Annotated in this window: 14 protein-coding genes and 1 tRNA gene; 7 read left to right on the top strand and 8 right to left on the bottom strand. The window is 45.0% G+C overall.

The genetic code is table 11. The features are described 5' to 3' along the window. Positions 1 to 246: 246 nt before the first annotated feature. The 3 genes from IAQ59_RS07870 to IAQ59_RS07880 all read right to left on the bottom strand — a co-directional run bounded on the left by IAQ59_RS07870 (position 247) and on the right by IAQ59_RS07880 (position 3,789). Positions 247 to 606, bottom strand: a complete 360-nt coding sequence (locus tag IAQ59_RS07870) for a hypothetical protein (protein ID WP_209330250.1) — start codon at positions 604 to 606, stop codon at positions 247 to 249. 178 nt (positions 607 to 784) lie between these two features. Beyond that, positions 785 to 3,220, bottom strand: coding sequence for a penicillin acylase family protein (locus tag IAQ59_RS07875; protein ID WP_209330251.1), 2,436 nt, complete (start codon positions 3,218 to 3,220; stop codon positions 785 to 787). Next, positions 3,217 to 3,789, bottom strand: coding sequence for a DUF2911 domain-containing protein (locus IAQ59_RS07880; RefSeq protein WP_209330252.1), 573 nt, complete (start codon positions 3,787 to 3,789; stop codon positions 3,217 to 3,219). The genes IAQ59_RS07875 and IAQ59_RS07880 overlap by 4 nt, the downstream gene beginning before the upstream one ends. A gap of 255 nt (positions 3,790 to 4,044) precedes the next feature. On the opposite strand from IAQ59_RS07880, the gene IAQ59_RS07885 reads away from it, so the two are divergent. Both IAQ59_RS07885 and IAQ59_RS07890 read left to right on the top strand, forming a co-directional pair. Then, the gene (locus tag IAQ59_RS07885; protein WP_342450689.1) at positions 4,045 to 5,124 is read left to right on the top strand and encodes an endonuclease/exonuclease/phosphatase family protein; all 1,080 of its coding nucleotides are present in this window, start codon (positions 4,045 to 4,047) and stop codon (positions 5,122 to 5,124) included. A 198-nt stretch (positions 5,125 to 5,322) separates the two neighbouring features. Beyond that, a complete protein-coding gene (locus IAQ59_RS07890; protein ID WP_209330253.1) occupies positions 5,323 to 7,170 on the top strand; it encodes a M1 family metallopeptidase in 1,848 nt (615 codons plus the stop codon). 110 nt (positions 7,171 to 7,280) lie between these two features. Here the strand turns inward: IAQ59_RS07890 and IAQ59_RS07895 are convergent, their stop codons facing one another. From IAQ59_RS07895 to IAQ59_RS07910, 4 genes are all read right to left on the bottom strand, one after another. Next, the gene (locus IAQ59_RS07895; RefSeq protein WP_209330254.1) at positions 7,281 to 10,682 is read right to left on the bottom strand and encodes an efflux RND transporter permease subunit; all 3,402 of its coding nucleotides are present in this window, start codon (positions 10,680 to 10,682) and stop codon (positions 7,281 to 7,283) included. Positions 10,683 to 10,691: 9 nt separating this feature from the next. After that, positions 10,692 to 11,828, bottom strand: coding sequence for an efflux RND transporter periplasmic adaptor subunit (locus tag IAQ59_RS07900; protein ID WP_209330255.1), 1,137 nt, complete (start codon positions 11,826 to 11,828; stop codon positions 10,692 to 10,694). Between the two features lie 105 nt (positions 11,829 to 11,933). Then, the gene (locus IAQ59_RS07905; protein ID WP_209330256.1) at positions 11,934 to 13,331 is read right to left on the bottom strand and encodes a TolC family protein; all 1,398 of its coding nucleotides are present in this window, start codon (positions 13,329 to 13,331) and stop codon (positions 11,934 to 11,936) included. Between the two features lie 5 nt (positions 13,332 to 13,336). Further along, positions 13,337 to 13,945: a TetR/AcrR family transcriptional regulator gene (locus IAQ59_RS07910; RefSeq protein ID WP_209330257.1), complete on the bottom strand. Its 609-nt coding sequence runs from the start codon at positions 13,943 to 13,945 to the stop codon at positions 13,337 to 13,339. 425 nt (positions 13,946 to 14,370) lie between these two features. Between IAQ59_RS07910 and purL the strand changes: the two genes are divergently transcribed. Further along, complete coding sequence (gene purL, locus IAQ59_RS07915; protein ID WP_209330258.1) at positions 14,371 to 18,051, top strand: phosphoribosylformylglycinamidine synthase; 3,681 nt, start codon at positions 14,371 to 14,373, stop codon at positions 18,049 to 18,051. Positions 18,052 to 18,138: 87 nt separating this feature from the next. Here purL and IAQ59_RS07920 read toward each other — a convergent pair whose 3' ends face one another. Beyond that, positions 18,139 to 20,886 (bottom strand): outer membrane beta-barrel protein, encoded by a 2,748-nt coding sequence (locus IAQ59_RS07920; protein WP_209330259.1) that lies wholly within the window; start codon positions 20,884 to 20,886, stop codon positions 18,139 to 18,141. Between the two features lie 344 nt (positions 20,887 to 21,230). Here IAQ59_RS07920 and IAQ59_RS07925 point away from each other — a divergent pair. The 4 genes from IAQ59_RS07925 (at position 21,231) to lptE (ending at position 25,012) form a co-directional block, all read left to right on the top strand. Continuing rightward, a tRNA-Gln gene (locus tag IAQ59_RS07925) sits at positions 21,231 to 21,303 on the top strand. A 384-nt stretch (positions 21,304 to 21,687) separates the two neighbouring features. After that, on the top strand, positions 21,688 to 23,148 hold the full coding sequence (miaB, locus tag IAQ59_RS07930) for a tRNA (N6-isopentenyl adenosine(37)-C2)-methylthiotransferase MiaB (protein WP_209330260.1): 1,461 nt from the start codon (positions 21,688 to 21,690) through the stop codon (positions 23,146 to 23,148). A gap of 18 nt (positions 23,149 to 23,166) precedes the next feature. Further along, a complete protein-coding gene (locus IAQ59_RS07935; RefSeq protein ID WP_209330366.1) occupies positions 23,167 to 24,483 on the top strand; it encodes a sigma-54 interaction domain-containing protein in 1,317 nt (438 codons plus the stop codon). After that, a complete protein-coding gene (lptE, locus tag IAQ59_RS07940; protein ID WP_245189493.1) occupies positions 24,467 to 25,012 on the top strand; it encodes an LPS assembly lipoprotein LptE in 546 nt (181 codons plus the stop codon). Before IAQ59_RS07935 ends, lptE begins: the two co-directional genes overlap by 17 nt. Positions 25,013 to 25,032 lie beyond the last annotated feature (20 nt).

Raw genomic sequence — 25,032 nt, forward strand, 5'->3', positions numbered from 1 at the left:
TAAAATCAGCAAGTTGGGTATTTCACTCTTTTTTGGTTGTCCTACACCAAGAATCGAGACTCCTTTGCAGCCCGCTTTTGTAATCCTTCCATGCACAGGAAAATTCCTATTGGATTTATTTATCATCGAGGCGATTCAAAAGTATTCCCGGATACAGACTATTCAAGTAACGAGCCTTGCAGTAAAATATAGTTCTAAGGTACTAAAAATTAAGCGAAAACTCAAGAAAGCTACCGCATGTATCCCTCAATGAAAGGTGTCACGATGAAAAATCCTAGCCAACAAACTACCTGTCAATCCACTAAACCCTCCCAGCAAAAAGCCAATTAATCCTGTGATTGCCAGTAGGTAGGTACTATTTTTTAACCCAACAATCTCACCCATCCGATTGGGTAGTTCAGATTCGGAGACTACCCAGATATACAAGGGTAAAAATAGCCAAACCACACCCACACCAAGCCCTGAGGCCACAAAGGCTACGATGCCATTTGCTCTAATCACCGTAGCAAATACGAAAATACAGGCCATGATACCCCAATAGGGTATCGAATTACCCAACAAAATCCAGATCAACGCACTTAAAATGAACAATAACGTGAATTTCATCTGTTTATAATTTGTTCTTTAGCGGTCAGATGGAATCTCGCACGAATTTCAATCGTCCCTCCGTGTGTCGCTTGCGTCGTGCTCGATTTCATGTGTCTATAATTGTTTTTCATTTTCCACGAATTGTCCCGGTTAATTGGGGTGCCTGCCCGTCCGGTAGGCAGGCTCGATTTCATGGTTAATGCTTTGGTTCCAGGCGGGTCTCAAATAACAAACGATCTATTTCGGCCATTTTCCAGAGACTAAAATCCAGGTAATCCCCTAAAGCCCACCTAGAAACAAAACTACCGTAATACTTGCTACCAGGATTGCCAGACTGTCCTCCAGGGTAAATCGCAAAGGCGGCGATTGGCTCTCCTAACTCTACAACCATCCGCCAGCTAGCACCATGGCGACTATCTGTGGCATTTACGATACCCTTACCTCCTCCAGTTTCAATTCCTTGAAACCCAAATGATTCAAAATTGGGTACTAAGTGATTGATTCTGGTGCGTTTGTAGGCAGACCAAGTGATTGATCCCCGCTCGGATTCCAGCGTGCCTAAGGTCTCCACCGTCGTCAAGAATGAGGTCTGCACTACATCCACCACGGTTTCCACTTTCCCGGTTTCGGGATTGTCAAACAACTCACTACTAGGATCTTCTGAGATGATTTTGGAAACTTGGTAATTATTTGGAAGTACGATGGGCAAATCCGCTCGCTTCCATTTTGAAAAAACAGACTCTTTCAATATTTCCCACCAAACGGTAAATACTGTGGGCGCCACCGTATTTGGATGCGTGAAATAATCCCAGCCCTCCAAAATTTGTAGATACTTACCCGCCTGATCCAAGGTTTTCAGTTGAATGGTGGATGAATCCGAAAGGTAGGAAAGAAGACCGGGCAACACCTCTGAGGCGTGAAGGTGATAATTGTCAAACTGCAATGCCTTCATATCTTCTATGGTAATCCGATTCATTTGATTAAGCTGCCCATTTATCCGTCTGTTCCGGTAATGCTCGAAGGTATGATCAAATAAGTAATACGGATAGCTGGAATCCGTAGAATGCTGATTTGCAGAGCTTACAAATCCACGGGATGGGTTAAGAGACGCTGGATTTTCCTCGAATGGGATATACCCTGACCAATCGTAGTGCGGGTCACTGCCATCCATCAAGTATTTCCCTTGTCCTTCCCATTTATTTGGAAATTTTCCTTGAACCTTTATCGCTATATCACCGTCCTTGCTGGCAAATACAAAGTTTTGGGCGGGGGAGGTAAAATGATTTAAGGCTTCGATGTAATCCGAATGATTCTTGGCCTTATTCAACAATAAAAATGTCTTTTGTTCATTAGAACCTTCGTGGGCAGTCCATTTTAACGCAAAATTGGCCTGCTGCTTATCTGCTGAAAAATGACTATCATATACCACAGGACCATGATGGGTATAAATCACCGAATCCAGAAAATCCGGCTGTCCCTTGATTTTAATGGTCTCTAATCTAACCGAGGTGGGCATCCACTGCCCATTATAATGGTATTCAAGTCGCGTATTGTCCTTAAAGGAAACAGCGTATAAATCCATCACATCTCTGGTGGCGTTGGTGACTCCCCAAGCAATGTGTTCGTTAAACCCACTGATTACTCCCAAAGCTCCTGGTAGACTTGCCCCCTTGGCACTAAACTCAGGGGTGGTTAATTGCACTGCAAACCAAAGTGATGGCATATTAAGGCTGAGATGCGGATCATTGGCGAGAATGGGATTCCCATTTAGCGTCTTGATTCCAGAAACAGCCCAGTTATTCGACCCGGTTCCAAGCTCTGGCTTGTCCATCGTAGTTACCCACAGAAGGGAGTCTGGATAAGCTATATCCTCCGGCACAGCCGGCATCTTTCCGGAAAAAGTCCAGGAATGGCTTTGATCGATCACTGGATCTATGTCGTCTGGAAAATCCGGGAACAATCGGTTCATCCAGGATTCCCCGATCATAAACCGCAGATTGGTGTATTCCACATCGGATTCCCCTACCAACATGTCTGCCATGTACTTTAGCAAAAGTAAGGTCTTTCCCGCATCCCAATCAGCGGGTTGATAGCCTAGCAGCTTGTATTCTACTGGAAGTTTAGCGAAGGGAGTTTGATGAATATATGCATTCACCCCCTCCGCATAAGCATGCAATTTTTCAAGTGTCTGGGGATCGGATTCCTCCAAGTACCGTAAACCTGCCTCCGCCCCATACGACAATCCCTTTCTTCGCTGCAACCGGTCAAAATCCAGGGCTTGTTTGCCGACGATTTCGGAGATCCGACCTGCGGCAGCCATGATTTGGAACTCCATCTGCCAGAGTCGGTGCTGTGCGGTGACATAACCTTGTGCCCGGAAGAGATCCAGTTCATTCTTTGCAAAAATGTGGGGAATTAGGTTTTCATCGTAGCGAACCGTTACTTCTTCTTGTAATCCCTCGATGGTAAGAGAAGCTACCGGACGGTGATCTTCACTATACTGATTCTGCCAAAACCCCCTGAAAGGATCCAGCAGGTCTGATATAGCCGGCATGCCTCCCAAATCCATGGAGAGCAGCATCACCAACGCCAATGTGGTGAAAAGGGAAAGGAGGAAACCTACATATTTCATTCAATATTAATTGGCAATTTCAGCTTTTCCCACTTTACTACCAATCCCTCAGGCACCATTTCGATAGTTAACCACTCTTCGCTGTTTTCCTCCCATATGGGCTCTGCGGAGATCCTCAGCACATCGTTCTCTTCCTTATACTGATAATGTCCGTGTTCCAGGTTCCATTCTGAATTAAAGATTACCGTCCAAGGTCCACTTTCCCGCGGAATCGTAAATAGCGAGTACTTGCCTGCTGGTAGGATTTCACCGTTGAATTTCAAATCCTCGGTAAACTCCAGATAGGTAGCTTCGTTTGCCCCAGTACGCCAAACCTCATTATACGGTACCAAGTCTCCCCATATGGGCCGGCCTTTGACCGCGGGCGATCCGTACTGAACTTTTAGCTGCTTATTGGCTATCGTTCCCTCTACCTTCCGCAAAGGACTAGCCCGTGACTCAACCACATCGTCAGATGGGGCTTCAGTCGTGTTCGATTCCGTACCACTCTTTTGTTCTCCACAAGAAATCAAGGATACAAAACAGGCGATAAAAAAAAGATTTGCCAGAATAGATGTCTTCATGTTCATTTAGCTGCGAATTTTTAATTACGAACGAAATTAATGATTTTTTTTGATTTGTCTATTATCGATTTCACCTGACCCTAACCAGTCCCAATTCACCGCATTACTTGCCTATGGGCAGACAGGAAATTCCCGGAGGTACCCTCTGCCTGCACGGGTATGGCTCTTAATGGTATTTCAGCGAACAAGTACATACCAAAATAAGAAAAAGGGCTAGGATGCTTTCACTAATACCTCATTGAAATTTAAAATACTAGGGCTATGTTTGTAATAGAAAGGGATATTTATTTGGTAAAGCGCATGAGGGCTGTTGTAGTATTATTCTTTTTAATGTCTTTGTTCCTGTTTTTCAGCGTCTACATTTCGCCGGAGGTCTTGTCCTATACCGGACTTCTGCCTCTTCTGATTCCGGTGTTTATGATTTTCAACCTGTTTTTGGTAGTACTTTTTTTATTCGGTAAAACCCGACTTATCCTATATCCCTTAATTGTGTTAGTTATTGGCTGGAAGTTTTTCCCGATCACCTTCCAATGGAATCAACCTTCCTCGCCCGAAGGGGGACTTGTACTGCTCAGCTTCAATGCAATGCATTTCAACCAATCTTGGAGTACTAAAAGCAAAGAAGCTATTAGCAATTCCATCGAATGGGCGAGAAAATACCCAGCTGACATAAAGTGCTTTCAGGAATTTCATCAGGATTTTTCAACTCCGTCTCGAAACGCATTAAAGCTAATCAGTAACGAAGGAGAATATCATTACAAATATCACCCCTTCGGTGGCAACAAAAAGAGATCACAAGGCCTGGCGATTTTTAGCAAGTACCCGATTGTCAATGACGGAACCGTTTTCGACAACCAAACCAACAACGGGACGATTTTTGTCGACGTGAAGGTAGCCAAAGACACCATCCGTGTCTACAACACCCATTTGGAATCCATGAACATTCCCGCCCAACAACTTGGCGAGTTGGAGGGTATCAAAAAAAATTACCGGCAAACCATCCGAAAACTCAAAAATGGAATCGTGATGCGTGCAAGGCAGATAGAGATGCTGATGGAACATATAGCCCAATCTCCCTATCCGGTGATATTGGCAGGAGACTTCAATGACGTCCCATACAGCTACACGTACTTTACAGTACGCTCCACGCTCCAAAATGCATTTGAAGCCGCCGGAAGGGGCTTTGGGTTCACTTATAACAAAGTACTTTTCTTTTTACGAATAGATCATATTTTCACGGATAAAAAATTCACAATTCACCAATTCAAGACTCACCGGGAGGTAGATTATTCGGATCACTACCCCATATCGACGAAAATATCCTGGAAGCCGCCAATTTAATCTTCGTAAAACAGACGGTTGAAATCGAGCCTGTCTGCCGACCTTTAGGCAGGCATCCCGATAAACCTAGACAAGTTGTGACCTTTGAAAAATCAATTTAAGACACATGAAATCGAGCACGACGCAAGCGACACACAGTGGGATGATTATAAACCGTGCGAGATTCCATCTGACCGCTTAAGAACAAATTATAGACAGATGAAACATATAATCTCCTTTACATTCGCATTATTTGGCATTACTATCACGCTTCCTGGAGCACTGCTTGCCCAATCGGATAGGTGGCAGCAATCCATTAGCTATCAAATGGACGTGGACATGGATGTGGTTTCCAACCGATACACCGGAAAACAAACCATCGCCTATACCAATAATTCCCCCGACACACTCGACCGATTTTTCTTCCACCTTTACTACAACGCCTTCCAGCCCAATAGTATGATGGATGTTCGCTCCAGGTCCATAGCTGATCCTGACCGAAGGGTGTTGGACAGAATCCTCAAGCTAAAGCCCGATGAAATTGGCTACTTACATATTCAATCGCTAAAGATGAATGGTATGGAGGTTTCATTTGAGGAAGTAGAAACTATTCTTGAAGCGGATTTACCCATGCCAATTCTTCCTAATAGCACCGTATTATTTGAAACAACTTTTGAAGGACAAGTGCCCCTACAGGTAAGAAGGGCGGGGCGGGACAGCCAGGAAGGGGTGCGCTATTCCATGGCGCAATGGTATCCAAAAATAGCTAACTACGATTATCAGGGATGGCATGCAAACCCCTATGTAGGTCGGGAGTTTTATGGAATCTGGGGCGATTTTGACGTAAAGATACGTATTGACAAATCATATGTCTTGGGTGGAACCGGATACCTTCAGAACGCCAACGAAATAGGGCATGGCTACCAAGATGCTGGAGTGCAGGTTCCCACACCTACCGGCGACAAACTTACCTGGCACTTTTATGCACCTAGGGTACATGATTTCATGTGGGCAGCAGACCCTAAATATACCCATGATAAAATTGAAATGGAAAATGGCACCACTATTCACCATCTCTACATTAAAAATTCACAGACTGCTGCCAATTGGGAGAAGCTAAAAACCTACACTCCTGCAGCCATTGAATTCATGAACAAACACTTTGGCCATTATCCTTACAAACAATTTTCTGTAATTCAAGGTGGTGACGGTGGTATGGAATATCCCATGTCTACCTTGATTACGGGACAGCGCCCGTTGGGCAGCTTGGTTGGAGTGATGGTGCACGAACTAATACATAGCTGGTTTCATGGCGTGTTGGGCAGCAACGAAAGCCTTTATCCCTGGATGGATGAAGGATTCACCACCTATGCAGGTAGTTTGGTCATGGCAGCCATTTACGCCGATGAACCCTCGGACTTTCCACACAGAGGTTCCTATGCCAGCTATGAAAGGCTGGCCACATCGGGTCTGGAAGAGCCCATGTCTACCCACTCCGACCACTACCACACCAATACGGCGTATGGAGCCGCCTCCTATTCAAAGGGAGCGTTGTTCCTCACCCAGTTGGGATACATCATGGGCGAGGATCATTTAGCAAAAGGCATGCTAAAGTATTGGGACACCTGGCAATTCAAACAGCCTAACGCCAACGATATTACCAGGATAATGGAAAAACAAAGCGGATTGGAGCTGGATTGGTTTAAGGAATATTGGGTAAATTCCACCAAAACCATTGACTATGCCATACAATCTGTTTCAGCAGAAGGAAACAAAACCGAAATTACATTAAGTAGAGAAGGACAAATGCCAATGCCTGTTGATTTGGTGATTACCTTTAAGGATGGAAAAAAGGAGATGGTCTACCTGCCTCTTGTTATTCAGCGTGGGGAAAAACCAGAAGAAACAGGTGCACCAAAACGCATACATACCGAGAGATGGCCGTGGACCCACACCGAAAAAACCATACAACTAGACAGGTCACTTTCAACCATTCAATCCATTGAAATTGATCCATCGATGCGCATGGCCGATATAGACCGTGAAAATAACCGCTTCGACAATTAGCTGCGCATTTTATCCCAAGTCAGCCCTCAAAGACCAGAACACTAAAAAACCCCAAGGACAAAATCCCTGGGGTTTGAACACTTAAAAAACCACCAACCTTTAATAAAATCTTATTTCAACCGTCTTAGCGCCATGCTTACCTTGTCGGTCAACAAGTACATCACCGGTACTATTACTAACGTTAAAAAGGTAGCAAAGATTAAACCAAATATAACAGTCCAAGCCATTGGCCCCCAAAAATCTGCATTATCACCTCCGGTATAGAACTGAGGGTCAAAGGAAGACATCAGTGTGCTGAAATTGATATTCATCCCCAAAGCCAAGGGAATCAACCCCAAAACGGTAGTGATTGCCGTCAACAACACGGGTCTCAACCTCGTCTTGCCCCCTTGAATAATGCTCCCTAAGAGTTCTGGAAAGGGGAGAAATTCTCCCTCCCGGACGCCAAGTTCTTCCCGCTTGCGTTCTCGAACGAGATTGGTATAGTCAATAAGTACGATCGCATTATTAACTACCACCCCTGCCAAGGATATGATGCCTATTCCAGTCATGATAATAACGAAATCCATATTAAAGGCGACCAGACCCAAAAACACCCCTATCGTGCTGAACACGACAGATCCCATAATGATAAACGGGCTGGCGATCGAGTTGAACTGAGCGACGATAATCAGGAAAATGACAGAAACTGCGATCAGCAAGGCTCTGGTGAGAAACTCGGCCGACTTGGCTTGCTCTTCTTGTTCACCCGTAAATTTGACCGAAATTCCGTCCGGGACTTCCACATTATTAAAAAGTGCCTTGATTCGCTGATTGATTTCGGTTGCATTGTATCCTTCTGTCACGTTGGAGGATAAGGTAATCACCCGGTTCAGGTCTTTCCGCTTTACCGACCCAAAGGTCGAGCTGTATTCCAAATCTGCCACGGCGGAAATGGGGATCTCCTTCAGGTTTCCAAATTTATCCCGAAAATTAATCTTTTTATTTATCAATGCCGCTACATCGTAGCGGTGCTCGTCGGCCAGCCTTAATTGGATCGGGTAATCATCCTCTCCCTCTTTAAATTTAGATACTTCGAGGCCAAATAGGGCAGTTCTTAGCTCTGTTGCAATGGTGTTGGTTGACAACCCGAATCTTCGCGCATTTTCCCTATTGATATTTACGATCAACTCGGGATTACCTGCTTCCAAATCTGACTTCAATTCCTCTATACCTTCTATATTAGCCTCATCGATTATTCGCCGCGCCTCTGATACAAATTCAACCAATTGGTTAAATACTTCTCCGCTTATCTCAATATTGATAGGTTTACCAACAGGGGGCCCGGCAGCCTGTTTTCCAACGGTAATTTGAACTCCGGGGAATCCATCGGCCAAATCCCTTATTTCATCCATAATGTGGTTGGTGTTTATGCCTTCCCGATATTGGTATTCAACAAAAGCCAGGGTAATCTTGGCTTTGTGAGGGGTAGCGGCGCCACTTGGCCCCTCCATGGCATCGCCTGTCCCTTCTCCTATCTGTGTAATTACCGACTCGATAATGTGTTCATAAGGGGCAAGAACCTGGGAAAGCTTTCCCTCAAAATCCCTTACCAGTGAGTTGGTAGCCTCAATATCTGTTCCGATGGGCTTTTCCAAGTACACATTTACCAACGCTGGTTGATTGTCCGGGAAAAACAGAACTTGGGGAGCCCTAATCCCCAATAGAACGATCGAAAACACCAACAAAACCAGCGTCCCCCCAAAAAACAGGTAGGGATTCCTTCCCCGCAGCGCAAAAAGCAGGGTTTTTTCGTAGAAATTCTCTAATAACGCCAAAAACACATTTTGAAACCAAACAATTGCCTTCCTCATAACAAAGACATTCAACAAGGTCAAGATGGCAACCAGCATAAAAACGTTTGCTAAGATCATATAACCGGGAAGGTATAATAACAACCCGATAATCCCTGCAGCCGCCGCAAACATCACCTGCTTTCCTTTGGGCTTGTCCTTACTCAAGTCCTGCACCTTCATGTACATGGCCGTTAGGACAGGATTGATCACAAGTGCCACGAACAAAGAAGAGGAAAGAACAATGATAAGGGTAATGGGTAGGTATTTCATGAATTCCCCTACGATATCGTCCCAAAAAGCCAACGGCAAGAAAGCCGCTAGTGTAGTCGCTGTAGAGGTAATGATCGGCCAAGCCACCTCCCCAACTCCTTCTTTAGCGGCTTGAACAGACGATTTCCCTTCCTGCATCAAGCGGTAAATGTTTTCAACTACCACGATCCCGTTATCCACCAACATACCCAAAGCAAGGATAAGCGAGAACAACACCATTAGATTTAGGGTGATTCCAAAGGAATTCAACACCAGAAAGGAAATAAACATGGAGAGAGGGATCGCAATGCCAACAAAAAGAGCATTTCGAAAACCAAGGAAAAACATTAACACCAAGACCACAAATATTACGCCCAGGATGATGCTATTTTCCAAATCCTTCACCTGTGCACGCGTGGTTTTTGACTGATCATTGGTGATTGAGATCTCCAAATCCTCTGGAAAACGATCTGATTTTGCTTTGTCGATGATTTTCTTTATTTCATCGGAAGCGTCCAACAGGTTCTCGCCGCTTCGTTTGACCACATTCACCGTAACCACCGGCAGTTGTTTGCTGCGGGCATAGCTATCACGCTCTTTGAAACTGTCACGCACAACAGCCACGTCTCGAACATATACTATCTTTTGCTCCTCGGTTTTGACGATCACATCTTCGATCTCGCTGGCTACTTCGAATTCGCCGGTTATTCGCAGCGTGCGCCTAAAATCACCGGAAAGCAAATTTCCGCCAGAGATGGTCACATTTTCTCCCCTTACCGCATCGGAAATATCCGAAAAGGTAACCCCCATAGCTTCCATTTTGAAAATATCGGCATCAATACGTATTTCCCGCTCAATGGTTCCACGGAGTTCTGCCTTGGATACCTGAGGCAACTTTTCTATTTCATCTTCCAGAAACTCCCCAAACTTTTTAAGCTCTACTTCCGAATAATCTCCCGATATGTTGATATTCATGATCGGAAAATCAGAAGTATTGACTTCCAATACATCCGGGTCGCGATCCAAATCGGTAGGGAGCTCACTTTTCGACTTGTCCACCGCATCCTTCACGTCTTGCAATGCCTTCGATATCTCTACATTGGGATTAAATTCAATCACAATGGAAGAAAAATCCTGGACAGACGTTGATCGGATATCCTTTATATTATTGATTGATTTCAGTTCCTTTTCGATAGGCCGGGTGATAAGGTTTTCCATATCAACGGGTGAGTTGCCCGGATAGGCCGTACCTACATACACCGTGGGAATTACCACCTCTGGAAAACTTTCCTTTGGCATGGTGGTATAGGCAAAAATTCCTAAAAACGCAATAATAAACGTAAGAATGACCACCGATGTCCGGTTACTGACCGCCAAACTAGACAGACCAAACTCTCTGGTGACTTCTTTTTTATTTTTCTCCTCCATAACCTAATCTTAGTAAGTGGTATCGATTTTTACGGGCATATTGTTACCCACTTCACGGAAGCCTTTGTCCACCAATTGTTCATTACCCGTCAATCCTTCCAATATTTCTGTCTCATCGCCTTGAGTCATTCCCCGCTTGATGTAGCGCTTGATGGCATTCCCTTGTTCCACCATAAATACGTAATCTCCCTTATTATCCTGCAAAATCAAATAGTTGGGCACTATCACAGCATCCTCTTGACGATAGTCATTGATCCTGAGTACCGAAATCATATTAGGCTTCACCAATGGTATGGATGGAAGAAACACCTCTACCTTAAACGTCCTGTTGTTTGGGTTGATTACCGATCCTACGGCACTAACCTTTGTCCGAAGTCTATAATCAATAGAAGGAAAAACAACCTCTACCGAGTCCCCCCGCTGTAATACTCCTACATATTTTTCAGATACATCTCCCTCGATGAATAGATCACTTTCTCCCACAAAGTTCAGCATAGGAGACCCTGGCTGTACTAATTCCCCTAACCTAACCATGACACTCTCTACGGTTCCGTCAAAGGGTGCCCGAACGACTGTCCGATCCTTTTGAGTCTGTAGGGAAGCCAAGGATTTCTCCAAATTCTCCTTTCGGTTTTTCACCTCCAAAAACTGTATTTCCGTCCCGATCTGCTGATCCCAAAGTCGCTTTTGACGTTCATAAAGCACCTCTGCCAACTCCAATTGGCTGCGAAGTTCATCGATATTTCTGTCTACCGACTCTGCATCTATGCGGGCCAATACCTGTCCACGCTTCACCTGCATCCCCTCCACGGCAACCACCTCCTGAATACGTCCGGGCACCTCGGCGCTGATATTGACGTTCTTTTTTGAAAGAACAGAGCCTGTGATCTCCACAAAATGGGAAAAATATCCCGTCTTGGGAGTTACGGTGGTCACTAATACTTCTTTGCGTTGCGCCCTGCCAAAAGAGGGATCAACCGCAGAAATCTCCGCAATCAGGGCATCCATCTTGGCCCTCAGCTCTGCCGCTTCTTTTTGGTAACGTTCCAATTCCAATTTCTTTTCTGCCAACTCATCTACCTTTTTCTCGCAGGCAAAAGAAAGGGACAGGAGGCCGACTAATAAAAATAAAGAATATGTTTTCATACGTCTATAATTGTCTTTATATATTGGTGTAGAATCTTGAGCAGGTAGGATATCCTGGTGATGATACCTATCGCCCTTTCATTTGGTTTGATGAATGCTTTGCGTTTACTTTAGAATTCCGAGTGATTTTTCAACCTCTACCTGTGCAATCAATGCATCGTAAAGTGCCGAATAGTAGTTGGTTTCCGCCTCCTTCAGTGCGGCATCGGCCTCCACAAGCTCAAAGTTGGAACCCACTCCCTCCTGGTACTTAATCTTGGTCATGTTAAATACCTCGCTGGCAAGCTCTCGATTTTCGCGCTGCACCTCTAGAGCCTTAAGTGCATTTTTCAGATTCTGCTTAGATTGCAGTGCTTCTACTTTGATGCTTTGCTCGGTATTGAACTTCAGGTTTTCCAACTGCCTTATCTGCACCCGGTTTTGTTGGATGGCATAGCTCTTGCGAAGTCCATCAAAAACAGGGATACTTAACCTAAAACCAACGAAGGATGAAGAGAACCACCTATCTGCCTGATACACATTTCGAAGACTCTGAGCACCGGTTACCCGCTGAAAAGTTCCAAATGCAGACATATTGGGGATATATTGAACTTGATTGTTTTTCATATCAAGGGTAGCCAACTCGATATTCTTTTCCAACTGATTGATCTCTACCCGGTTAGAAATCTCTGCTTCCAGTAGGGAAACCACCTCCCCTTCCTCGATGGCCATATTATCGAAAGACTCCTCCAAAACCACCTCATATTCAAAAGGCACACCTAGCTGTAGCTTGAGCAGCTGCTTGCTTACATCTATCGCAGAAATAAGCCTGTCAAACTCGGTAGAAACGTTATTGTACTGAACCTTTATTCGAGATATGTCCAGCTTCTCAGCAAAGCCCGCTTCATACATTGCGGTGGTCTCCTCAAGCAACTGATTTAGTCTTATCAGGTTTCCTTCAATCAATGCTTTTCGCTCTTCATTGACCAAAACAGTGTAGTAGGCCTTCTTGACATTTTCAATGACATCTATCTCTGCTTTCTCTTTGTCAAAATCCGTCAGCTGCTTGAGGGTTTTTGCGGCCTTTAACCCGACAAAATACGACCCATTGAAAATCATTTGCTCGATCGTAGTAGTTAAACTGGACTGGTAGTTTACTGCAAATGGGATGACCGTTACATCGGAAGGCTGTTCATTCGAAGGAGGAGTCCCAGGATCTCCTTCGCCCCCACCTCCAATAAAATCGCCCGCCTCTGCCGGAAGAATGATTAACGGTGGTTGTAGGTTTTTGGTAAATTCCAGGGTACTATTTATCTGAGGCAGACCTTGCGCACGTTGTTCACCGATAGTTCCTTTGGATATCAACACCTCTAATTGTGCATTTTTTGCATCCACATTATTTTCAAGCGCATACCGGATACTCTCCTCAAGGGTTAACCGAATCGCTTCCTGCGCAAATACGCCGCCTGGTAGATACCAAAGCAGCATACATATCATCAAAATTACCGGTGGTTTGTGTTTCATGTTTGTTATAGCTGATGGTTCATTTGTTCTTGATAGGCAACTCTTCCTTTTTCGGTAAACATCCCATGGAGAAAATGATCAAAAATCTGCAATTGGACTTGTCCCAAATCGACCTTTGAAGGACTGAATCTCGAAGGGTCTAACATCAGGGAGATCTGCTCCAGCGGCAACAAAGCCAACAACCTCGCATTGATCTCAGGTCTAAAATAACCCAGTTCCTTACCCCGTTCGATTAAATCCTCCAGATTCCGAATGGCATATTCCTCCTTAAATTGCTCAAAAAGAGCCCAACTCTCTGGGTAATATCTTTTAATCTCATTCAAAACCATGGGATGCATGTCCGTAAAACGCTCCCGTAGAAACCTGGAAAATTCAATCAAGTGTTCTATCACACCATCCTTACCTGCCTCCATTTCCTTTAATTTGCAGGCGTTCTTCTCCAACTCCCGAAAAAAAGTTTCGTAAACCAGTTCCTTTTTATCTTTGAATTCCTGGTAGATGGTCTTCTTCGAGATTCCCGCTTCCCGGGCTATCTGATCCATGGTAACTGACTTAATCCCAGCAGTTGAAAACTCCCGAATAGCCACAGAAATGATCTTGTCTCTCGTTTCCAATGATGTATACGCTAAATATTAGACCAAAAACTATGGAAACCCAATGAAGGTTCAAAGTTTCCGGGGTTTTTTACAGAATATTTCATCGACGAGATGTATATTATCACAAAATAACACACTATTTATTTATAAAAATTGATATTTACAAAATATTACAACTACATGAATTTAGGTTTACCAATGAAATCATTTATTTTTGAGGGCCAACAAAAAAACAACTTAAAGGCCTTAGCTACACCCTTTAGGCAATTTTCCGAACAAAAAAAATGAACGAAAACGAACACAATACCCGTGAAATGATCGAAATACGTACAGGTATCAACCGTGCACTATACCAGTCTTAAATAGTTGCAAATTCACTTACCGACTTTTCCACCCTTTTCTTACCTTTGTGCCACAAATCTCGCTATTCAACCCACACTGGTATGATTATCTTTTTCCAATCCAACGAAAAATTCTTTTACGCATTAAGTACCTCCCAAGAATTCCCTAAGGAGCAAACTGAAAGGTTGGCTTGGCTATTTGGTAATGCAAAAAGAGTAGACACAAAGGAAATTTCCGGTACTTTTATCGGCCCCCGAAAAGAAATGATCACCCCATGGTCTACAAATGCCGTCGAAATTACTGCGAATATGGGGCTGAAAGGTATCAGCCGAATTGAAAAATTTGAAAAAGCGGATGCGGAACAGCATTATGACCCGATGCTACAAGCAAGGTACGAAGGTTTGGATCAGGAGGTGTTTACCATTGCAATCGAACCCGCAGCAGTCATTTATATCGAAGACATAGCCGCCTTCAACGCAGCTGAGGGATTGGCGCTTAGCACTGAAGAAATCGGCTACCTCGAAGAAGTGAGCAAACAGCTGGCGAGACCCCTTACAGACAGCGAAGTATTCGGCTTCAGCCAGGTCAATTCAGAGCATTGCCGGCACAAAATTTTTAATGGAACGTTCCGAATAAACGGGGTAGACAAGCGAGAAACCTTGTTTCAGCTTATCAAAAAAACATCGAAGGAAAACCCAAACCGAATCGTATCCGCCTACAAGGATAATGTGGCTTTTGTGAAAGGACCACAAACGTTGCAATTCGCTCCCAAAACGCAGGATAAAGCCGACTATTTTGAAATCAGTCCCATAGACACCGTCCTTTCGCTAAAAGCAGAAACGCACAATTTCCCCACCACGGTAGAGCCATTTAACGGTGCCGCCACCGGGACAGGCGGGGAAATCAGGGATAGGTTAGCCGGAGGAACGGCATCCATTCCGCTAGCAGGAACGGCCGTTTATATGACTTCCTACGCTCGCTCAACGTCAAACCGCTCTTGGGAGAAAAAGCTTCCGCCCAGAAAATGGCTCTACCAAAGCCCCGAAGAAATCCTTATCAAAGCCTCTAACGGGGCCAGTGACTTTGGGAATAAGTTCGGTCAACCACTCATATGCGGAAGCGTACTTACTTTTGAACACATTGAAAATGATCGGAGTTACGGTTTTGACAAAGTGATCATGCTGGCGGGTGGCGTGGGATTTACCCGAGCACCGTATAGCTTAAAGCACACCCCTACCAAAGGCGATCAAATCGTGGTAATGGGAGGAGACAACTACCGTATCGGCATGGGTGGAAGTGCTGTATCATCGGTAAACACAGGCCAATTTAGTCATGCGATAGAACTAAATGCGGTACAACGCTCAAATCCCGAAATGCAAAAGAGGGTAGCAAACGTGATCCGTGCCATGGCAGAGAGCGATAACAACCCAATCATCTCCATACATGATCATGGTGCAGGAGGACACCTCAACTGTCTCTCCGAATTAGTAGAGGAGACCGGCGGAAGAATTTTTATTGACCAGCTTCCGGTGGGAGATCCCACATTATCCGCCAAGGAAATCATCGGAAACGAATCCCAAGAACGTATGGGACTGGTGATACGAAAAGAAGATGCCGCCACATTAAAGCGAATAGCCGACCGTGAACGAGCCCCGTTTTATCAAGTGGGAGAAACCACCGGAGACATGCGGTTTACGTTTGAAAACCGAAAGACCGGTGAAAAGCCGGTAGATTGGGAGCTCTCCCACATGTTTGGGTCATCCCCCAAGACCATTTTGGAAGATGAGACCCAAAAAAGCGACTTTAGCCCCCTGAGTTACGACACCTCCAAATGGGTGATTTATCTAAAGGAGGTGCTGCAGCTGGAGGCGGTAGCCTGTAAGGATTGGTTGACAAATAAGGTGGATCGATCGGTGACAGGCCGCGTGGCCAAACAACAAACCACTGGACCGATCCAACTTCCCCTGAATAATGTCGCTGTAATGGCATTGGACTTTAGCAGCAACCGGGGCATCGCTACTTCCATCGGCCACGCTCCCGTCGCCGCGCTCGCCGATCCTGCTAAAGGTTCCCGGCTTGCGATCGCGGAGGCCTTGACCAATTTGGTTTGGGCTCCCGTGGAAGATGGATTGCAGGGTGTTTCGTTAAGTGCAAATTGGATGTGGCCTGCCAAGAACAAAGGGGAGAACGATCGGCTTTATCGAGCAGTCGAGGCAGTAAGTGACTTCGCGATTGCGCTTGGAATCAATATCCCTACGGGTAAAGATTCCCTGTCCATGACCCAAAAATATCCCGATGGGAAAACGGTGTTTTCACCGGGCACAGTCATTATTTCCACGGTAGGCGAATGCTCGGATATACAGCGGGTGGTGACACCGGATCTGAAGGACCTACCAAATACTGAAATTATCTGGATAGATTTTTCGGGACAAGAACTTCATTTGGGAGGCAGTAGCCTTGCGCAAGTGCTAAATCAGGTAGGCCAATCCGTCCCAGATATCGCAAATGCAGCTTATTTCAAAAATGCGTTTGCCACCATTCAGGCACTTATCTCGGAAAATAAAATCCTTGCAGGACATGACGTTTCCTCAGGTGGCTTGATAACTACTGTCCTGGAAATGTGCTTCCCCACCGTTGACTTAGGTATCGAATTGGACCTTTCTTCGTTTTCCGATGACCTCGTGAAGACGTTGTTTTCAGAAAACCCTGCGGTATTGATCCAAGTCAACTCTGACTTGCGATTGACCGATAGGCTGAACCGATCAGGGTTAAACGCCCAAAAGATCGGCAAGGTAACCAAGGGTGGAGTGGTTAGACTGCTTCCTTCAAATGAAATATTATCAGTTTCCGAACTCCGTAAGACTTGGTTTCTGTCGTCTTACCTTTTGGACCGAAAGCAAAGTGGACCCTCCTTGGCAAAAGAGCGATTCGATAATTTTGATCAGCAGCAGCTTCGCTATTCGATTGACTCCACGTGGTTCGGTTCTTATGAAAACCTGGGAATCGGTCCCGATCGTCGGCAGGAAAGTGGTCAGAAGGCTGCCATCATTCGGGAAAAAGGTGTAAACGGCGACCGAGAGATGGCCTATGCGCTTTGGCTTGCCGGTTTCGATGTAAAGGATATCCACATGACCGACTTGATTGCCGGTAGAGAAACGCTGGAAGACGTAAATATGATCGTATTCGTAGGAGGATTCTCCAATTCAGATGTATTGGGTTCCGCGAAGGGTTGGGCAGGCGCTTTTCTTTACAACGAAAAGGCAAAGCGAGCATTGGATAGTTTCTATGCGCGAAAGGACACCCTTAGTTTGGGAGTCTGCAATGGCTGTCAGCTTATGGTCGAATTGGGGCTTATCTATCCGGATATACCGAATGCTGCGAAGATGCTGCACAATGCAAGCCAAAAGTTTGAGTCGTCCTTTGTTAATGTGACCGTTCCAGAGAATAAGTCGGTAATGTTTGGTTCACTATCCGGCCAACGCCTTGGGGTGTGGGTAGCACACGGCGAAGGCAAATTTCAACTGCCCATGGCAAAAGATGCCTATCACTTTGCCCTGCATTACAGCTACGGCAGCTATCCGGGAAATCCAAACGATTCCGATTATGCCACCGCCGGTATCGTCTCAGCAGACGGCAGGCATTTGGCTATTATGCCCCATATAGAACGTTCTCTATTTACGTGGAACTGGCCCTATCTCGACCACTCACTACAAGATCAATTACTGACACCCTGGATGGAGGCATTTATCAACGCAAGAAAATGGGTAGCACAGCATCAGTAAGAAGGTTCGGCCTTATGATTTGGCCGAACTTTTTTACTTTTCCTTGCTGAAATATTGCGTGCACCGCGCATTGGAAATCATTCCAAATTACATATTCATATTATACCCACCGAATCGGCGCAGGTTATAGGTAAGCGTAAGCATGAAGTATTGGCGCAGTACCTGAGTCCTCACGTCCTCGACAAACACATCCGTAACATTCCGGTCTATACTGGTGTTTTGGTTCATTAAATCAAAAACGGTCAGCTTGATCTCCGTTTTCCTACTTGGTGGGATTCTAAAACCCATTTCCAAGTTGACCAGTAATATCGACTGATCGAAATCCTCCCCTAAACCGGAATACGTCAGGTGGTTGGTACTACCTCCAATAAACAACCCTCCCACAAAGTTCCAAAACAGATCGGCCCGGGTGCTGTGTGTGTAAAAATTATTATCCAAATCCGGTTGCAGGCTGCTTCTTACCATGGTATAATTACCCGTAGTGGATATATTGAAATCCACTCGCTCATTGATATTGCTACTTAAATTGATCCCTTGAGATACGCTTGTATTGCGATTGAAGTTCTTAGCGCCATTGATGATGCCGGGTCGATTAATGCTGCGGACCCCTGAATTAAGGCTTATATTGCTCTTCATAAAGCGAAGTGGAAAACCATAACTCATGTAACCCCTGTAATACCTGTAATTTTCCAGGTTTACCGGTCGGCTGAATTGCCCTCCCTGAGGCAGCAGCACACCACCCTGCAACAGGGTATCCCTATCTGCGACAAATGTCTCGTTACCGATAAAGTCGTTACGGAAGTTTCCGTAAAGGAATACCATAAATGAACGATTGGTTTCCGGATTGATCCTACGGAAGCGGACAAACATCCGGTGGCTATACTCTTGATTCAAATCCGGGTTACCATTGGATACCTGAAGCGGATTCGAGTTACTGATCACATCCTGTAGTTGCCGTATGGTAGGTGCTGTAGTCTGAGTGTTATAATCGAGTCGTAAGCTGTTAAGCTCGCCTACCTGGTAATTTACCACTATGCGGGGGAGGAAATTGGTGAATTCACGCTGGGTATTTTCAAAACCAGGAAAAAGGCGATCACTATCGATCTTAGCAGACTGTAAGTTTAGCGTAGAGTAGACCGATAAATTTTCCGTTCGAAGACTATACCCCAATCCAGCCCACTGGGTCATGTAGCTATTTTCAAAGGTATTGGTGAGTACACTGTCCAATTGAAAAATGCCAGTTTCCTGTTCCTGTGCGGTCACCTGTCTGTCTGTATCAGAAAGATTGTTCGAAATCCGGTAGTTAAATCTCAAATTCGACTGTTCGCTCAGTGGTTCAAAATAGTTGAAACTAGCGCTGTAATAGGTGCTATTGTACGTACTATTTCGAAACTGTATCAAGCTGTCCAAGTTGCTATTCTGGAAGTTTTCATTCACCGCAATAAGATCCGAGTCGCTCCTGCTATCGTAGGTGCTGGTATAGACACTCGCCGAAAGCGCCCGCCCCTCCTTGCCGAATTTGTATCGATAAATAAACGAATTACCAAAATTCATAGATTCCCGGTCGTTTAATGTCGTGTTATCATTGCGACTGATGGGATTATCCCGATCAAATAGGTTTACTGCTTCCCGCGAATTAGAAGAATTACTTTTGTCGTATCCAAATCTCGGTCTAAGAATGATCGCATGTCGTTCATTGATCGTATAGTCAATGCGAACATTCATCCGATGGCTTTGTGTGGTCGTCTGATCGAGCCGATTCTCATTATACAATTGCAGACTGTCGTTCGGAAGGACATACTCTCTGGTAGAAATTCTGTTCAAGACATTTTCCCGGTTATTAAAAAGGTAACTGCCGGTAATCTTCATTTTTTCATCCAAATACTCATCAGAAAAATTAGCCCCCAAGGCATTTGTATTGGTGATTCCCGGGAGATTGCCCACGGTCAGTTCATTTCCTCCTCCCCGACGGCTATCATCACCCTCCAAATTCCCCAGCTCATCCGAGCCAAAATTCTGCTGATTGATGTTATTGCTCAGGCCAAGGATTGAAAGTCTCCTTGCTCCATTGAAGAAATTCATATTGCCGCCCGCCAAGTAGTTACCGTCGGTACCATATCCCCCGTAGAATTTGCCAAAGCGCCCCGCACGCCTATCGGGCTTGGTGATGATATTGATGGTTTTGACAGTCTCCCCGTCGTCTATACCGGTGAGTTGTGACTCGTCGCTACGCCGATCCAAAAACTCCACGCGCTCAATTACCTCTGCGGGCAGATTTTTAAGCGCTGCGGCTGGGTTGTCTCCAAAGAATGGACGACCGTCCACTAAAATCTCCTTGACATCTTCTCCCTGTACCTGAATCACCCCATTTTGTATCACAACACCGGGCATCTTACGCACCAATTCGTCGGCATCCGCTTCGGGACGGGTTTTAAATGCCGCCGCATTGAAGGCAACCGTATCCCCCCTCACCTCTCCACCGAGGGCATCTGCTGATATCTCAAAGGCCTCCATCTCCTGCCCATCACTTTCGATTTCAAAGGTACCAAGTTGGCTACCGGACGGTGCCATCATTTTCTGGCGGAACGTCTTATATCCGATAAAGGAAATCTCAACCACAAAGTCACGCTCCTTTGGCCGTTTGATGCTGAACGTTCCATCCAAATCGGTAAAAGTGGAACTAAGTGTCTCATCCGTGTCAGTCTTTAAAAAAACGTAGGCACCAAAAAGTTCTTCCTTCGTTTGCTTGTCCAACACTTTGCCTGTAAAGACCTCCTGACCGCGAACTTGAAATACAGTCAGTAACGTGAAAAGAAGATAAGAATACTTAAGCATAGAAAGAATATTTTGCAATAATCGGTTTAATTTTTGGCAAGTTGAAAATAAGTAAACACGCTACCTATGTAATTTATGTCAGAGCCCCTTTCAGGAGTTTGTTCGCAATATTGCTTGTTACAGGTGGTATGACGAAAAAATTCCACAAGGTTAAAAAAAAACAAACGCAAATAGACCGCCAAATAATTCTCTGAAAACTATAGATTTACAGGATTAATACAATACAAACGGATCTTAGATTCGCCTGCTACGGAAAAAATTCAACAATTTGAAGTAAGATCGATTTGCATTAAAAAAAAAGTCATCCTACCTTTGTGACACCTTAGGAAAGAGGCGTTCAAAATTGACCGATGGTGTAACTGGCAACACGTCTGATTTTGGTTCAGAAGAGTCTAGGTTCGAGCCCTAGTCGGTCAACATTTAAGGAGTATAACGGTGAAAGGGCGTCAAAAACGCCCTTTTTTGTTTTAAAATATTTACGTTGGTAAAAGGCCCTCACATTTCGAAATAAGTTGCTGCTTTCAATTTTTTTTTGCATCTTTGAGCTCCATCCACTTCTTGGGTTGAAGTGTGGAAATTGATTTAATGTTCAAGTCCCTTTTTCCGAAAGAAGAAAGGGACTTGTTCGTTAAAACACGATCCGTATCTTTGAGTGTCCACTCAAAAAATTGTTTACGTTACGACAAGGTTTGTTAAGACTGTTTTTCTTTTGATTATCCAGCTAATGGATTAAAATCCAAGCAAACACCTGTCAATTTGTCCGATTTTTACTAATTTTGCTGCCTGATAGTATGGACATACATGGATAACCTGATAAAAGACATTGATATACTGCCTGCGGAGGAAGCCCAGGCATGCGAATACAAAGTGACTGCGGAAGAGAATACCGGCAAATCGAAAAAGCTTTACATTGAAAGCTACGGCTGTCAGATGAATTTTTCAGATAGTGAGATTGTCGCCTCCATCATGAAGGAAAACGGTTTTGACACGACAGCTACCTTTGAAAATGCCGATGTGATCTTTCTCAACACCTGCTCTATCAGGGACAAGGCGGAGCAAACTGTCCGCAAACGCCTTCAGCAGTTTAACCAAATCAAATCGAGCCGGCCGGACCTAACCATCGGTGTATTGGGATGCATGGCCGAACGGCTAAAAGAAAAACTACTGGAAGAAGAGCAACTGGTGGATGTGGTGGTAGGACCTGATGCGTACCGTGACCTACCTAATTTAGTGCTGGCCGCTGAAGATGGGCAGAAGGGCGTCAACACCTTTCTTTCCCGCGAGGAAACTTACGCGGATATTTCACCGGTACGGCTAAACTCCAATGGAGTATCGGCCTTTATTTCCATCATGCGGGGCTGTGACAACATGTGTTCCTTTTGCGTGGTGCCGTTCACAAGAGGCCGGGAACGCAGCCGTGACCCACACTCCATCGTCAAGGAAGCCCGGGAGCTAGTAGCCAAGGGGTATAAGGAGGTTACCCTGCTCGGCCAAAACGTGGACAGCTATAAATGGTCACCGGAAGAAAACAACAAAGCCCGGTTGAATAAAAAAGAAGGAGAGAATGTCCAAATTGTGAACTTTGCCGGGCTTCTGGAGATGGTTGCCCAAGTAAATCCCAACCTCCGTATCCGGTTCTCCACATCGCACCCGAAAGACATTACCGATGAGGTGCTGCATACGATGAAACGGTACGACAACATCTGCAAATATATCCACCTGCCTGTTCAAAGCGGAAACTCCAGGGTTTTGAACTTGATGAACAGAACCTATGACCGGGAATGGTATCTGGAGCGAGTGGCCAAAATCAGGGAAATTCTTGGAGAAGAATGTGGTATTTCTTCCGACATGATCGCGGGCTTTTGCAGTGAAACCGAAGAAGAGCACCGTGACACGCTGAGCCTGATGGATCAGGTCCAATACGACTTTTCTTACATGTTCTATTATTCCGAACGTCCAGGCACCCTTGCAGCAAAAAAATATGCTGACGATATTCCGCTGCCCGTCAAAAAGCGTAGGCTCCAAGAAATCATTGAAAAGCAAAACCAGTTATCCCTGTCCAGAAACCAACTGGATATCGGAAAACGGCAGGAAATTCTTATTGAGGGTGTCTCCAAACGGTCCGATGACTACCTAAAGGGTCGAAACTCTGCCAACAAAGTGGTTATCGTACCAAAAGGGAATTTGACAATAGGCCAATACGTAACCGTAAAAATCACTGACTGTTCCTCTGCTACCCTATTCGGCGAGTTACTCTCCTAACCCTACTAGGCTATGATGATGATCAGTGACTCGGAGATTTTAAGCGTCAAGCAGCGTTTCGGCATAATAGGCAATAGCCCGCTGCTCAATCATGCCATACAAGTGGCTATGCAGGCTTCCCCTACAGATATGACCGTGTTGATCACCGGTGAAAGTGGAAGTGGCAAAGAATCCTTTTCAAAAATCATCCACTCGCTTAGTACAAGGAAGCATGGAAAGTTTATAGCCATTAACTGCGGGGCGATACCAGAGGGAACGATAGACTCTGAATTGTTTGGCCACGAAAAGGGTTCATTTACCGGCGCCTACGAAGCCAGAAAGGGCTATTTTGAAGTTACTGACGGCGGGTCTATTTTTTTGGATGAGATCGGCGAAATGCCACTTGGAACGCAAGCCAGGCTACTTCGGGTTTTGGAAAATGGCGAGTTTATAAAGGTGGGCTCCTCCAAGGTTCAGAAAACCGACGTACGGGTCATTGCAGCGACCAACGTGAACCTTATCAAGGCAGTAGAAAAAGGTAAGTTTAGAGAAGATCTCTATTACCGGTTAAATACAGTTCCCATTTACGTCCCTCCCCTACGCCAGCGTGGCGAAGATATCATCCTGCTGTTTAGGAAGTTTTCCTCAGACTTTTCAGACCGCTACCACGTGAAGCCTGTGACCCTTTCCGAGGACGCAAAGGCCCTGTTGCTCAAATTTCCTTTTCCAGGGAACATTCGCCAGTTAAAAAACATTGCCGAACAAATCTCTCTTCTGGAAAACACCCGGGAAGTTGATGCCATTACCCTTGGTAAATACCTGCCATCCACCAGCTACAATCTTCCCGTTTCACTGATCGGAAATAGACAAGGGGCAGAAAATCAGGATTTTTCCGAAAGGGAACTTCTGTACAAAGTACTATTTGACATGAAAAAGGATATGACGGATCTAAAAAAACTTGTTTTGGAATCCTATCAATCCGGTGGCCTTAGCCAATCCATCATGAAGAAACACCAAGGTTTATTCGAAGACATGGAAACCCACTCGGATGGCTTCGTGAGTGAGGAATCTGTTCCTTCTAATTTGCCGTTGGTACTGGAAAACCTACCAGAGCCTGACCTCCCCGAACGGGGGGTAAGTAGTGGACTCCCAAAAAGAGAATACCAAGAAGATGCCATCGAAGACATCGCCCACGAAGAAGACGATCACTCCCTATCGATTGAGAAAAAAGAAAAAGAATTGATCGTCCGCGCACTGAAAAAACACGGCAATAAACGTAAATATGCGGCTCAGGATTTGGGGATCTCGGAAAGGACACTCTACCGTAAGATTAAGCAGTATGATATTGAGGAATAACCTACCTATGTGGCGGACATTTGTTTGCCTAGTTGCCCTTTTGCTTGCAGCTTGTAAGGTGGAATATAGCTTTACGGGAACCACCCTTGACTATAATGTCACCCAGACGTTTTCCGTGGAAAACTTCTTCAACGATTCAGGAGGCGGTCCTGCCAATATGGGGCAGCTTTTCACAGAAAACCTGAAGGATTATTTCCAACGAAACACGCAGCTCGAACTTATAAGAGGCAACGGTGACCTTCAATTCTCTGGCGCAATAAGCCGCTACACGATCACTCCCCAAGCAACGGTTTCCAGTCAAAGCCCCACGCAGCCGGATCGTGCGGGACAGATGCGTATCACCATTGCTGTGGAGGTGGAGTTTGTTAATCTGGCCGACGAATCGGCAAATATGAAACGAACCTTTAATTTCTTTCAAGACTACGACCCTAGAAACACCTCTCTTTTGCAGGTGGAAACTGAATTGGTGGAAGTAATTTTTGAAAATATTATTCAAGACGTTTTTACTTCCACAGTAGCAAACTGGTAAGTTTAGATTTTAACCGTTAT

It is taken from the genome of Lunatimonas salinarum, from assembly GCF_017811155.1.
In the GTDB taxonomy this organism is placed as follows: Bacteria; Bacteroidota; Bacteroidia; order Cytophagales; family Cyclobacteriaceae; genus Lunatimonas; species Lunatimonas salinarum.

Coding starts and splice junctions, on each gene's coding strand:
- IAQ59_RS07870 (WP_209330250.1), bottom strand. CDS start 606: ATGAAATTCACGTTATTGTTCATTTTAAGTGCGTTGATCTGGATTTTG.
- IAQ59_RS07875 (WP_209330251.1), bottom strand. CDS start 3,220: ATGAAATATGTAGGTTTCCTCCTTTCCCTTTTCACCACATTGGCGTTG.
- IAQ59_RS07880 (WP_209330252.1), bottom strand. CDS start 3,789: ATGAACATGAAGACATCTATTCTGGCAAATCTTTTTTTTATCGCCTGT.
- IAQ59_RS07885 (WP_342450689.1), top strand. CDS start 4,045: ATGTTTGTAATAGAAAGGGATATTTATTTGGTAAAGCGCATGAGGGCT.
- IAQ59_RS07890 (WP_209330253.1), top strand. CDS start 5,323: ATGAAACATATAATCTCCTTTACATTCGCATTATTTGGCATTACTATC.
- IAQ59_RS07895 (WP_209330254.1), bottom strand. CDS start 10,682: ATGGAGGAGAAAAATAAAAAAGAAGTCACCAGAGAGTTTGGTCTGTCT.
- IAQ59_RS07900 (WP_209330255.1), bottom strand. CDS start 11,828: ATGAAAACATATTCTTTATTTTTATTAGTCGGCCTCCTGTCCCTTTCT.
- IAQ59_RS07905 (WP_209330256.1), bottom strand. CDS start 13,331: ATGAAACACAAACCACCGGTAATTTTGATGATATGTATGCTGCTTTGG.
- purL (WP_209330258.1), top strand. CDS start 14,371: ATGATTATCTTTTTCCAATCCAACGAAAAATTCTTTTACGCATTAAGT.
- IAQ59_RS07920 (WP_209330259.1), bottom strand. CDS start 20,886: ATGCTTAAGTATTCTTATCTTCTTTTCACGTTACTGACTGTATTTCAA.
- miaB (WP_209330260.1), top strand. CDS start 21,688: ATGGATAACCTGATAAAAGACATTGATATACTGCCTGCGGAGGAAGCC.
- IAQ59_RS07935 (WP_209330366.1), top strand. CDS start 23,167: ATGATCAGTGACTCGGAGATTTTAAGCGTCAAGCAGCGTTTCGGCATA.
- lptE (WP_245189493.1), top strand. CDS start 24,467: ATGATATTGAGGAATAACCTACCTATGTGGCGGACATTTGTTTGCCTA.